Origin of the sequence: Erwinia mallotivora (assembly GCF_000590885.1) — a bacterium.
Lineage (GTDB): Bacteria > Pseudomonadota > Gammaproteobacteria > Enterobacterales > Enterobacteriaceae > Erwinia > Erwinia mallotivora.
In genome coordinates, this window is record NZ_JFHN01000057.1 from 1 (window position 1) to 13384 (window position 13384).

The following is a 13384-nucleotide window of genomic DNA, read 5'->3' on the forward strand; positions in this document are numbered from 1 at the left end:
ACCTGAACCTGAACCTGAACCTGAACCTGAACCTGAACCTGAACTCAAATCCGCCTGGCAGGTGTGTTTCGCTTTACCTGCGCCTCCAGACCAGCCAGATTTTTCTGCCACTCTCCAGCTAATATCACTCGAAGGTTCTCGCTGGGGAGCGGCTTCATCCCGCAGTGGTATTGCCATTTTTCCACCGCTGTAACAACTTTTAACCTCTTCATGCAGTCCGTATACCCGCTGGTAACGGTTACATGCACATCCTGACAACATTTTTTGCACCAGTCTGGTGCGTAGCCGGATTGTAACCATTACGCAAAGAGATGAATAATTATGATTAATCTGCATCAGGTAATCAGATTCTCTTATTTAACGGCCTGTTAGCCATAAGTACGGCCTTATCAGAACTTATTCAGAAAAATCTGGCACAGGCTTTGCAATTCTCATCCGGCACCAGAATCAAAACTTAATTTTTACCGCCAGTGACAATGGCATTCAGGGATCCGTGACGGAGGCAAAATGAATTTAAGACGGCTCAAATATTTCGTGAAAATCGTCGATATCGGCAGCCTGACGCAGGCAGCAGAAGTGCTGCACATTGCGCAACCTGCACTCAGTCAACAGGTGGCGACGCTTGAAAATGAGCTGGACCAGCAGTTGCTGATCCGCACCAAGCGCGGCGTCACGCCGACCGAAGCGGGCAAAATCCTCTATTCACATGCCCGCACCATTTTACGTCAGTGTGAACAGGCACATGCAGCTGTAGCCCATGCGGGTCAGTCACTCAACGGTCAGGTTTCCATCGGACTGGCTCCGGGCACGGCGGCATCTTCCCTGACCATGCCGTTACTGCAAACCGTGCGTGAGCAGTTTCCTGATATCCTCGTCTATCTGCATGAAAACAGCGGCGCTTCATTAAACGAAAAAGTGATGAATGGCCAGCTTGATATGGCGGTGTTATACGATCGCGCGCCGACTGCCGGTATCACCAGTCTGCCGCTGATGAAAGAGGAGCTTTATCTGGTTGGTGCCAGTGACTGCCCCGGACAGAGTATCGATCTGGCGGAGGTGGCGCAGATGAATCTGTTCCTGCCGCGTGATTACAGCGCGGTGCGCAAACGGGTCGACGAAGCGTTCTCACTGCGCCGTCTGAGCGCGCGCATCATTGGCGAAATTGAATCCATCGCCACGCTGACCGCGGCCGTCGGCAGTGGCATGGGGGTAACGGTACTGCCGGAATCTGCCGCCCGTGCGCTGGTCAATTCCACGCATGCCTGGATGGCGCGTATCAACAGTCCGACTTTAAATCTGCCGCTGTCACTGAACGTTTCTGCTCGTCTGCCGTTGTCACCCTCGGCGCAGGCGGTCAAAAATATTCTGCTGTCGTTGCTGAACCGACCGGCTGTTGAAGATCGTGAGCTGATGCTGGTCAGTTAACCTCTGCTGGCGGGCGCGCAGGGCGCGCCGGTTTTCATATCACTAAAAAGCATATAAAACCTCTTTTTATTATTTGTTGCTATGGTTTCCCATCCTTAACATGATGAGAACAGACATTTAACAGAGAGAGGGGTAAGCGTGAATTTTCAACAACTTAAAATCATTCGTGAAGCCGCACGCTGTGATTTTAACCTCACCGATGTGGCTAACACCCTGTTTACCTCTCAGTCAGGCGTCAGCCGCCATATCCGCGATCTGGAAGATGAGCTGGGCGTGGAAATTTTCATTCGTCGGGGCAAAAGACTGCTGGGCATGACCGAGCCAGGTAAAGCCCTGCTGACCATCGCCGAACGTATCCTCGATGAGGCGGGTAAGGTACGCCGCCTGGCAGATGTCTTTACCAATGAATCCAGCGGCGTGCTGACTATCGCCACCACCCACACTCAGGCCCGATACAGCCTGCCAAAAGTGATTAAGGCCTTTCGTGCCCTTTACCCCAATGTGCGGCTGGAGCTGAATCAGGGCTCCCCGCAGGAGATCGTTTCCATGCTGCTGGCAGGGGAAGCGGATATCGGCATTGCCAGTGAACAGGTGGTAAATGTGCCCTCACTGGCGGCGTTTCCCTGGTTCAGCTGGCATCATGCTCTGCTGGTGCCGAAGGGCCACCCGCTGGAGGCAGAACAACCGGTTACCCTGGCGGCGCTCAGCCGCTATCCGCTCATCACCTACCGCCAGGGGATCACCGGACGTTCGCGGGTGGACCGCGCTTTCCATGCGGCAGGCCTGACGCCGGATGTGGTGCTGAGTGCACAGGACAGCGACGTGGTAAAAACCTACGTGGCACTGGATCTGGGGGTGGGGATCCTCGCCGATCAGGCCTGCCAGCTGAATGAACACGATGAGCTGACCCGGCTGGAAGCCAGACATCTGTTTGAATCCAACACCGTGTGGCTGGGACTGAAACGCGGGCAGTTGCAGCGCAACTATGTCTGGCAGTTTCTGGAGTTATGTAATGCCAATCTGTCGCTGGAGGAGATCAAGCGTCAGGCGCTGTCGCTCGAAACAGAGGCAGAACGACCGGTGATCGACTTCCAGATTTAGCCACGGCAGTACGGCTCTTTTCCGCCGGGTTCGCCACAGCATAAAATTTTGCTTAGCGGCAAAAAGCCGCAAGGGCATGTTGCTGTGTTCCGCCATAACGCAGCATCCACCGTGACGCTCAGGTTACAGTGAACATCACCACCGCAAGGAGATGTTATGTTCACCCAACCTTTAAACGATCCGCAGTTACTGCGTCAGCAGGCCTGCTTTGGCGGACGCTGGCAGGCCGCTACCCGCGGCGAAACGCTGCCGGTAACCAATCCCTCCACGGGCGAAACGCTGGCGACTATTCCGGCGCTGGGCGAGGAAGAAACCCTTGCAGCCATCGCCTGTGCTGACGCGGTGCGTCCGGCCTGGGGAAAAACCCCGGAAGCGGAACGTGCCAGGCTGCTGGAGAAGTGGCATCAGCTGATCCTGGATAACGCTGACGATCTGGCCACCATCATGACCGCCGAGCAGGGCAAGCCGCTGGCCGAGGCCAGAGGCGAAGTGCTCTACGGTGCCAGTTTTGTAAAATGGTTTGCCGAAGAGGCCCGGCGTATCTACGGCGAAATCATTCCTGCGCCCACCCGCGACCGGCGTATTCTGGTGCTGAAACAGCCGGTTGGCGTGGCGGCCGCCATTACCCCGTGGAATTTCCCGATTGCGATGATCACCCGTAAAGTGGCCCCTGCGCTGGCGGCGGGCTGCCCGATTATCGTCAAACCTTCCGAACTGACGCCGCTCAGCGCGCTGGCCCTGATGGTGCTGGCAGAAAGGGCGGGCTTTCCCGCCGGTGTCATCCAGGTGCTGACCGGTCTGCCGCAGGCGATTGGCGAAACGCTGACCGCCAGCCGCACGGTGCGAAAAATCTCCTTTACCGGCTCCACGCGGGTCGGGCAACTGCTGATGCAGCAGAGTGCTGAAAGCATCAAACGTCTCAGCCTGGAACTGGGCGGCAATGCGCCGTTGATCGTCTTTGATGATGCGGACCTTGAGATTGCCATCAGCGGGGTGATGGTCAGTAAATTCCGCAATGCCGGGCAGACCTGTGTCTGCGCCAACCGCATTCTGGTGCAGCGCAATATCTATCCCCGCTTCGTCGAAAAGCTGCTGGCAGAGGTGGCGAAGCTGAAAGTGGGCGATGGATTTGTCGCAGGCAACACCCTGGGACCGCTAATCAATGAGGCGGCGGTCAGGAAAGTGAATGCCCATATTGATGATGCCCTGAGTCAGGGGGCAGAACTGCTGGCCGGTGGCGTTCACCAGGGCGAAGGCACCTTTGTGCGACCGACGGTGTTAGGCGGGGTGACGTCCGCCATGCGTATCGCCGGTGAAGAAACCTTTGGCCCGGTGGCCCCGCTGTTCATTTTTGACAGCGAAGAGGAAGCCATCGCCCTGGCTAACGACACGGTATACGGTCTGGGTGCCTACTTCTTTACCGAAGATGGACGTCGGGCATGGCGGGTGGCTGAGGCGCTGGAGTTTGGTATGGTGGGTCATAATACCGGGGCCATCTCGCTGGAGGTGGCACCCTTTGGCGGCATAAAAATGTCCGGCGTGGGACGGGAAGGGTCACACCACGGTATTGATGAATACCTCGAAATTAAAGCCTTTCATTCAGGCAGTCTCAGTTAAGGCTATGGTCAGATAACGCCGGTTTTCTCCGTGCTAACCGGCGTTTTTTTTACCGCCTGTTTTACCCCCTCTCCGTCAGACGTTTATTTCTGGTTGCACATCCTCCTTTCTCGCCAGGCTTTCTGCTTTAGTGTTTTTCTCCCCGTCGTGCCAAAGATAATTAACGCTTTCTTTTCACTTGCAACGTAGCGTGCTGCATTCACCCGGCGTTATCAATTATTCACGGGCTCAGCTTAATAACGGCATTAAAACTTCATCGCCCCGTGATGGGGTTTATTTTTTTCGCGAACGGGAAACAATTAAAACCGCCTGTTCAGAAAAGATTAATTTAATTCCACGGCTGAAATAAATACCCGGACATTCTCTGCAATGGTGCAGGTTAATACGCCGACGCCCTGCGCTGGTGCGTTTATAACTTCATTTAAATCATTAATTTAGCTTTACGGTTTATCCGTTAAATTTGTTGTGAAATTACGGCATAAAATTTTTTTCGCGCCGGTTTTATGCATTTTAATTTTTTTACTCTCTGGCATGCTTTCTGCATCTGATTAATAAACGCCGCAGATGAAACAGGAAAAAATGATTAACCGTCAGCCTGATTAACTGACAGAAAACATTATTTTTTCGGCACGGACCACACAAGGGGAAGCCATGTTAAGTTTCGATCCCGATAGCGTCATTCTGCCAGAGGGCCACTTTATTGCCGGGCAGCTGCGTAACCCCCACGGCCAGGGGTTTGCCGTCAGGCGGCCGTCCGATGGCCGGGTTGCGGGTGAGCTTCCCGAAGCCGGTGCCAGTGAGGTGGACGAGGCCGTGTCTGTTGCTGACCGGGCGGTAAAAGAGAGTGGCTGGGCCAGTTGTCCTCCACGCCAGCGTGGCGCGATCCTTCAGCGCTGGGCCGACCTTGTCGAAAGCGACAGCCAGCTGCCGCAGCTGGAAGCGCTGGCTTCCACCCGGCCAATCTATGACGTGGTCAATCATGAAATTCCTTTTACGGCACAGGCGATTCGCTTTTACGCCGAGTGCGCGGACAAATACAGCGGCGATCTTTTTCCCACCCGGGATGCCAGCCTGGGGATGCTGGTTCCGGAACCTTACGGCGTGGTAGGTGCCATTACACCGTGGAATTTTCCGCTGTCGATGGCGTCGTGGAAATGTGGCCCGGCGCTGGCTGCAGGCAATGCCGTGGTGTTGAAACCGTCCGAGCTGACGCCTTATTCCACCGTCCGTCTTGCGGAACTGGCGGTGCAGGCCGGGCTGCCCGCCGGGGTACTGAATATTGTTCAGGGTAGCGGCGCAGTGACCGGGAGCGCACTGGTGGCGCACCCGCTGGTGCGCAAAGTCTCCTTTACCGGCTCGACGGCAACCGGCGCACGCATCATGAGCGATGCGGCACATCACGGTATGAAGCCGGTTACCCTGGAGCTGGGTGGTAAAAGCCCGCAACTGGTGTTTGACGATGCGGGCGATATCAGCGAGGTCGCCGGACGAATTCTGCGCGGCTTTACCGCTAACGGCGGCCAGGCCTGCGTTGCCGGAACCCGCCTGCTGGTGCAGCGGGGTATCGCAGACGCGCTGATTAACGAACTTATCCGGCTTTGTCAGGGTTTTCGACCCGGCCTCACCTGGGATGAGCACAGCCGCTATGCACCGGTGATCGACAGCCGTCAGGCGGACAAAATCCGCCAGCTGGTGGCGGCAACGCGGCAGCAGGGCGCAACCGTGCTGGTGGGGGGAGAACCCTTTGCCGATACCGGCGAGGGCTGGTTCTGGCAGCCGACGCTGATCGCCGATGTATCGCCAGATAGCCCGGCGGTGCAGGAGGAGATTTTTGGGCCGGTGCTGACCGTGCAGATTTTCGATGAAGAAGAGGAGGCGCTGGCACTGGCGGCGCATTCCACCTACGGATTATGCGCCGGGGTGCATACCCAAAGTCTCGATCGGGCTTTGCGCGCCATGCGCGGCATTGCCGCCGGAACGGTGTGGATCAACCGCTATGGCCGCTCCGGCGATTTTATTATTCCCACCGGCGGCTTTCACGGCTCCGGCATTGGCAAAGATCTTGGCCGCCAGGCTTTCGAAGCCTGCCGCCGCTACAAAAGCGTACTGATCGACTTCTGAAACTTCACCCACTCCTGAAACTGAAGAGGATGCGTCATGGCTGTGTTTAAACCGAAATTTATTACCTTCGACTGTTACGGCACGCTGATTAACTTTGATATGTCGGGTGCGGCCGCCAGCCGCTTTGCAGACCGTATTTCGCCGCAACAGATGCCTGCCTTTACCGAGGACTTCTCACGTTTTCGTATGGATGAAGTACTGGGCGCATTCAAACTTTATCCGCTGGTGGTGGCGGGTGCGCTGTACCGCACCTGTAACAAATGGCGGGTGGAGTGCACCGACGAGGATTGCGCCGCGATTATGACCGCCTGCGCCAGCTGGGGACCGCATCCGGACGTTCCGGCCGGTCTGGCTAAAGTGGCGAAGGAATTTCCGCTGGTGCTGCTGACCAACTCCACCGATGAGCTGATTAAAAATCACATCCCCCGGCTGGGTGCGCCGATCCACATGACCATCACCGCAGAAGAGGTGGGGGCCTACAAGCCGCAGATGAAAGGCTTTGAGGTGATGCTCAACAAACTTAACTGCGCGCCCGACGAGATCCTGCACGTCTCCAGCAGCATGCGCTATGACCTGATGACGGCGCACGATCTGGGGATCACCCACAAAGTGTTTGTTAACCGGGGACATGGTCCGGGGAATCCTTACTACGGCTACAGCGAAGTGCAGGATATCGGCGGTCTTCCGGCGGTAGTGGGTCTGTAATCCGGCACAGGAGCAGGGTGATGAAACTGGAATCTTTCTGGCAGGCAACCGCGCCTGAATTTGACGGTGCACAGCAGGGTGAACTGCCCGCCACCGCCGATGTGGTGGTGATCGGCGCGGGGTTTACCGGCATCTCTGCCGCCCTGTCGCTGGCCCGCAGCGGACTGAGCGTGGTGGTGCTGGAGGCGGAAGGCGTGATGAGTCAGGCTTCTGCCCGCAATGGCGGTCACTGCAATACCGGCGTGTCGCAGAACTTTGCCTCACTGGTGGCGTCAGCAGGCGCTGAGCAGGCCAGCCGCTACTACCGCGCCTTTGCCGACGCGGTGGACTATGTAGAGCGTCTGATCGGCGAGGAGCAGATCGACTGCGATTTCCTGCGCTGCGGCAAAATCAAACTGGCCAGTAAAGCGTCACATTTTGCCGGATTACAGGCGACCCATGATGCTTTGCGCCGTTATGTCGATCAGGATGTCACCCTGCTGAGTGCCGATGAGGTCAGGCAGGAGGTGGATTCCGATGCCTTTCACGGTGGTCTGATCCAGCATCGTGGCGGCCAGATGCACATGGGTAAATTCGGCATCGGCCTGGCCCGGGCGGCGGCCCGTAGCGGCGCGGCGATTTTTGAGCACACGCCGGTCACCCGCCTGCAACGGGTGAAAGGCTGGCAGCATCGGGTGGGCACGGCTAAAGGGGAGATCCTCGCTGAAAAAGTGCTGATGGCGACCGGTTGCTCGAACATCGGCCCGTTTGAGTGGTTTCAGCGGCGCATCATTCCGGTGGGCAGCTTTATTGTGGTCACTGAGCCTTTGCCCGCGCAACAGCTGAAAGCGCTGCTGCCCAATAATCGCACCTGCGTTACCTCAATGAATATCGGCAACTATTTTCGCACCACCGCTGACCACCGGCTGGTGTTTGGCGGCCGCGCGCGCTTTGCCATCAGCAATCCCACTTCTGACGCCCGCAGCGGCAAAATTCTGCAAGCCAGCCTGCGGCGCATCTTCCCGACGCTGGCCGGCACCAGGATGGATTACTGCTGGGGCGGTCTGGTGGACATGAGTGCCGACCGTCTGCCCCATGCCGGTGAACATGACGGAGTATTTTACTCGCTGGGTTACAGCGGGCACGGCACCCAGATGTCGGTGTGGATGGGGCAGGTGATGGCCAATCTGGTGGCAGAAAAAAGCCGCGAGAATCCGTGGCAGCGCGACAGCTGGCCTGCTGTTCCCGGTTATTTTGGTAAACCGTGGTTTTTGCCCGTTGCGGGACTGTATTACAAGGCCAGGGACTGGCTCTCCTGAGTCGTTAACGTTCCATTTTGAGGGTGTGCAGATGAGTAAATTTCGTAAAGAATTCAGCCATGTTACCCCGTCTTTAAGCCAGGCGATTAATGATGTCTCCCTTTCCCGGCGCGGGATGATCAAACTGCTGTCGGCAGGCGCGGTGATGAGCACGGGCCTGGTGGGCTTTCCGTCGCTGGGCTTCGCGGCAGAGACGCCGGTAAAGGGCGGTAAAATGCGGGCTGCGGTAGCCAATGCCTCCGCAACCGATACTCTCGATCCGGCGAAAGGCAGCAACAGCGCCGATTACTGCCGCCAGTTTATGTTTTACAGCGGCCTGACCGAGCTGGATAAAGATCTGAACGTCCAACCCGCGCTGGCGGAATCCATCTCCAGCAGTGACGGCATCAACTGGCAGATCAAGCTGCGCCCGGGAGTGACCTTTCATAACGGTAAGCCGCTGACCGCAGACGATGTGGTCTGGTCACTCAGCCGCCATAAAGATCCGGCAGTGGCGTCCACCGCCATCACCCAGGCGAAACAGTTCAGCAGCATTACCGCCGTCAGTCCGACCGAAGTGAAACTGGTGCTGTCGCTGGCGAACTTCGATATTCCCACCGTGCTGGCGACCAGCCCGTTTTTGATCGTTGCGCAGGGCACCAAAGATTTCAGTAAGGCAATCGGCACCGGTCCCTTTGTCTGCCAGAGCTTTACCCCCGGCGTCAGCACCGTCGGCACCAAAAATCCGCATTACTGGAAACCGGGGCTGCCGCATCTTGATCAGGTGGAGCTGCTTGGCGTCACCGACCAGGCCGCGAGGGTCAATGCCCTGATGTCGGGCGATTTACATATGGTCGCCACCCTCAGCGCCAGCGACGTTAAACGTCTGCGCCAGTCCGGCCAGTTTGGCGTGCTGGAGAGTAAATCCGGTATGTACAGCAATCTGATTGTGCGCACCGACATCAAACCCGGCAGCAACGAAGATTTTGTGCTGGGCATGAAGTACCTGCAACCGCGTGAAATTATCGTTAAAACGGTGATGCAGGGCTTTGGCGAGGTTGCCAATGATATCCCGGTGCCGCCGTGGCATCCGATGTACAACAAAGATATCCCGCAGCGGCCGCTCGACGTGGAAAAAGCGAAATACCACTTTAAAAAGGCCGGCATGACCGTCGCGACGGCGGAAATTATCACCACCCAGAATATTGAGGGTTCGGTGGAAGGCGGCCAGTTGATCCAGCAGCTGGGGCGCTCGGCGGGCATCAATTTCAAGGTGCGCCGCGTGCCTTATGATGGCTACTGGTCAACCCACTGGACCAAAGATCCGATTGGCTATGGTTCCATCAATCCGCGTCCGACGGTCGATCTGCTGCTGTCACAGTTTTATCTCTCCGATGCGCCCAACAATGAGTCAGGCTGGAAGAATGCGCAGTTCGACCAGCTGGTGGTCGCCGCGCGCGGCGAGCGCGACCAGGCAAAACGTAAACAGATGTACGGTGACATGCAACAGTTGATCTACGACCACTGTGGCACGCTGATCCCCACCTTTATCAGCTCACTGGACGGCTACAGCAGCAAAGTGAAAGGCGTGGAAGCCTGGCCATCGGGGATGATGATGGGCTTCCGCTTCCATGAGTTTGCCTGGCTTACGTCCTGAGAAGGAGACGCACGATGAACCGGTTCATGCTGTTACTGATTCTCCGGCGCTGTGGGGCCGGTATCCTGACGCTGCTGATTGTCTCGGCGGTGGTGTTCTTTATCACCAGTATGTTGCCGGGCGATGCGGCGCAGATGGTGCTGGGGCAGAGCGCCACGCCGGAAACGGTGGCCGCGCTGCGCCAGCAGTTGGGGCTGGATCAACCGCTGATCGTGCGCTATCTCAGCTGGCTCGCTGGCATCCTGCGCGGCGACTTTGGCACCTCGTTTGCCAGCCATTTGCCGGTGGCGCAACTGGTGGCACAGCGCATGCCTGCCACCTTTGAACTGGCGGCGATTACCACGCTGGTTTCGGTGCCGCTGGCTTTGGTGATTGGTCTGAGTGCGGCAATGAAGCGCGGTTCGCTGTTTGACCGGGCGCTGATGATGACCACCATGGCGGTGGTGGCAGTACCGGAATTTCTGGTGGCGACCATCGCGGTGATTGTCTTCGCGGTCAAATTACACTGGGTGCCGGCTATGTCACTGGGCACCCCGGCCCCCGATGTGCTCAGCTATCTGAAAACCTACGCGCTGCCGGTGCTGACCCTGTGCTGTGTGCTGGTGGCCCAGATGGCGCGCATGACCCGATCGGCGCTGATTAACCAGATGGACAGCCCGTATCTGGAAATGACCCTGCTGAAGGGGGTGCCACCGCTGCGGGCGGTGCTGCGCCACGCGCTGCCTAATGCGGTCGGACCCATCGCCAATGCCATTTCACTGAGCCTCGCTTACCTGTTTGGCGGGGTGATTATTATCGAAAGTATCTTCAGCTATCCCGGACTGGCAAGCCAGCTGGTGGACGCGGTCAGCAACCGCGACCTGCCGGTGGTGCAGCTCTGCGTGATGCTGTTTGCCGGGTGCTATCTGCTGCTGTTGCTGGCGGCAGACATCCTCACCATTGCATTTAATCCTCGGTGGAGGGGCTGATGAATCTGATGACCTTACCCTGGCGTTTTTTTCTGTCACTGAGCATCAGCGGCAGAGCGGGCCTTGTTATTACCCTGCTGTGGATAGTGCTGGCGGTTACGGGACAGTGGCTGGCGCCGCATAACCTGGATGATATCGGCGGCGGTCCGTTACTGAGCGGCTTCAGCCGCGAGTTCTGGTTCGGCACTGACTATCTGGGGCGTGATATGTTCAGCCGCATTCTGTATGGCGCACGTTACTCCATCGGTCTGGCGCTGGGCGCGGCGCTGCTGGCAAGCTGTACCGGCATCGTGCTGGCGCTGCTGGCTGCGGTAACCGGGCGATGGCTGGAGGAGATCCTGGGCCGTATCAATGACGCGATGCTGGTGCTGCCGGGAAAAATCCTCGCGCTGATGATCGTGGCGGTATTCGGATCGTCGCTGCCGATGCTGGTGGTAACGGCGGTCTTCACCTACTGGCCGGGAGCGTATCGTATCGCCTGGGCTATGGCCTCCAGCCTGCGCTCGATGGATTATGTGCGCGCCTCGCGGCTGCGCGGAGAAAGCCGTCTTTATATTGCCCTGCATGACATTCTGCCCAATATGCTGCACCCGATGCTGACCGATTTTGGCCTGCGCTTTGTCTATATCGTCCTGTTGTTAAGCGGGCTGAGCTTCCTTGGCCTTGGCGTACAGCCGCCCTATGCCGACTGGGGGACGCTGGTACGGGAAAATCTACAGGGGCTGTTCGATGGCGCGCCCGCCGTGCTGATGCCCGCGCTGGCGATTGCCAGTCTGACCATCGGGGCCAATCTGTTTATCGACAGCCTGCAATCCATGCGACCGCTCAGCCCGGTGAAGGAGGGAGTATGAACGTGATGCCACACAGCGCCCGCCCGTTAGTGGCGGTGGAGAATCTGCGGGTGATTGCCCATGCCGACGATGGCCGTGAGATCCCGCTGGTCAGCGATATCCGTTTTACCGTGCAGAAAGGGGAAGTGCTGGCGCTGATTGGCGAATCCGGTTCGGGCAAGACCACCATCGCGCTGGCGCTGATGGGTTATGCCCGTCACGGCTGCCGGATTGCCGCCGGACAGATTCACGTGGCCGGCACGGATGTCACCTCGCTCAGCGCAAAACAGCTGTGCCAGTTTCGTGGCAACAAGGTGGCCTATATCGCCCAGAGTGCCGCCGCCTCGTTTAATCCGGCAATCCGGCTGATGAAACAGGTGACTGAACCGGTGCTCATCCACGGCGTGATGACGCGGGCCGCGGCCGAGAAAAAAGCCGTACAGCTGTTTCGCGAGCTGGCTCTGCCGGACCCGGAGAACATTGGTCAACGCTTTCCGCATCAGGTTTCGGGCGGGCAGTTGCAGCGGCTGATGACCGCGATGGCGCTGATGAGCGATCCGGACGTGGTGATCCTCGATGAACCGACCACCGCGCTGGATGTCACCACCCAGGTGGAGGTGCTGAAGACCTTTCGCCGGGTAGTGCGCCAGCGCGGGATGACCGCAATTTATGTCAGCCACGATCTGGCGGTGGTGGCGCAAATGGCCGACCGCATTCTGGTGTTGCTGAAAGGGGCGATCGCCGAGTACGGCACCACTGAACAGCTGCTGCGCGCGCCTCAGGCGCAGTACAGTCATCTGCTGCTGGAAGCGGCAAAGCAACAGGTTCGACCCACGCCCTGGCAGATGCCGGACAGCCGGGAACAGCCGTTGCTGGAGGTGCGGGATGTTTTTGCCGGTTATGGCGCGGTCAACCGTCAGGGGCAGCCCGCTATTCCCATCCTGCACGACATCAATTTCCGCCTGTTTCGCGGCCAGGCGCTGGGTATTATTGGCGAGTCCGGCTCGGGGAAAACCACGCTGGCCCATGCTATCGCCGGCATGAACGTGCCGTCTTCCGGCCATATTCTGTTCAACGGCCACTATATTGCCGGGGATATGCAGCAGCGCTCAGCGGATGAGCTGCGCCGCATTCAGTACGTTTTTCAGATGGCCGATACCGCGCTCAATCCGGCGCACAGCGTTGCCGCTATCCTCAGTCGGCCACTGAAACTGTTTCACGGGCTGCGGGGGGCGGCGCTGGAAAAACGGCTGGCCGGGTTACTGGATCTGGTGCGGCTGCCGCACAGCGTGCTGCGGCGGCGTCCGTGGTCGCTGTCGGGTGGACAGAAACAGCGTGTTAATCTGGCGCGCGCGCTGGCGGCCGAACCGGATTTAATCCTGTGCGATGAGGTGACCTCCGCGCTGGATACGGTGGTGGCAGCGGCGGTACTGGATTTGATCACCGAACTGCGTCGTGAGCTGGGGCTGTCGGTGATTTTTATCAGCCATGACCTCCATGCGGTGCGCTCGGTATGTGATGAAATTCTGGTGGTGAAGAATGGCCGCAGAGTGACACAGGTGGCGCGCGCCGATTACGATAAACCCTCTGGTGAGCTTTATTACGAACGGCTGAAGCGGGCCGTACCAGAGTTACGCCAGGGCTGGCTGGATGAACATGAAGCCAGCGATATTGCGCTGTAAT

The 13384-nt window shown here is 58.1% G+C and carries 10 protein-coding genes and 1 pseudogene; all 11 read left to right on the forward strand.

Annotation, left to right across the window (positions count from 1 at the left end; translation table 11 throughout):
- A pseudogene (locus tag BG55_RS23305) lies at positions 1-193 on the forward strand (hypothetical protein); the annotation flags it as partial.
- Positions 194-507: 314 nt separating this feature from the next.
- The gene (nac, locus tag BG55_RS15230; RefSeq protein ID WP_034939236.1) at positions 508-1425 is read left to right on the forward strand and encodes a nitrogen assimilation transcriptional regulator NAC; all 918 of its coding nucleotides are present in this window, start codon (positions 508-510) and stop codon (positions 1423-1425) included.
- Positions 1426-1563: 138 nt separating this feature from the next.
- Entirely contained in the window at positions 1564-2526 is a 963-nt protein-coding gene (gene cbl, locus BG55_RS15235) for an HTH-type transcriptional regulator Cbl (RefSeq protein WP_034939239.1), read from the forward strand.
- A gap of 156 nt (positions 2527-2682) precedes the next feature.
- Entirely contained in the window at positions 2683-4143 is a 1461-nt protein-coding gene (locus BG55_RS15240) for an NAD-dependent succinate-semialdehyde dehydrogenase (RefSeq protein WP_034939243.1), read from the forward strand.
- A 651-nt stretch (positions 4144-4794) separates the two neighbouring features.
- Positions 4795-6264 carry an aldehyde dehydrogenase family protein gene (locus BG55_RS15245; RefSeq protein ID WP_034939246.1) on the forward strand — a complete coding sequence of 490 codons (1470 nt, stop codon included), beginning with the start codon at positions 4795-4797 and terminating at the stop codon, positions 6262-6264.
- Positions 6265-6300: 36 nt separating this feature from the next.
- A complete protein-coding gene (locus BG55_RS15250; protein ID WP_034939249.1) occupies positions 6301-6969 on the forward strand; it encodes a haloacid dehalogenase type II in 669 nt (222 codons plus the stop codon).
- A 20-nt stretch (positions 6970-6989) separates the two neighbouring features.
- Entirely contained in the window at positions 6990-8267 is a 1278-nt protein-coding gene (locus tag BG55_RS15255) for an NAD(P)/FAD-dependent oxidoreductase (protein WP_034939251.1), read from the forward strand.
- A 31-nt stretch (positions 8268-8298) separates the two neighbouring features.
- Positions 8299-9903: an ABC transporter substrate-binding protein gene (locus tag BG55_RS15260; protein ID WP_034939254.1), complete on the forward strand. Its 1605-nt coding sequence runs from the start codon at positions 8299-8301 to the stop codon at positions 9901-9903.
- A 14-nt stretch (positions 9904-9917) separates the two neighbouring features.
- A complete protein-coding gene (locus BG55_RS15265) occupies positions 9918-10871 on the forward strand; it encodes an ABC transporter permease (protein WP_034939256.1) in 954 nt (317 codons plus the stop codon).
- Positions 10871-11722, forward strand: coding sequence for an ABC transporter permease (locus tag BG55_RS15270; RefSeq protein ID WP_034939259.1), 852 nt, complete (start codon positions 10871-10873; stop codon positions 11720-11722). Before BG55_RS15265 ends, BG55_RS15270 begins: the two co-directional genes overlap by 1 nt.
- Positions 11719-13383 carry an ABC transporter ATP-binding protein gene (locus BG55_RS15275; protein ID WP_034939262.1) on the forward strand — a complete coding sequence of 555 codons (1665 nt, stop codon included), beginning with the start codon at positions 11719-11721 and terminating at the stop codon, positions 13381-13383. The genes BG55_RS15270 and BG55_RS15275 overlap by 4 nt, the downstream gene beginning before the upstream one ends.
- Position 13384: the final 1 nt, after the last annotated feature.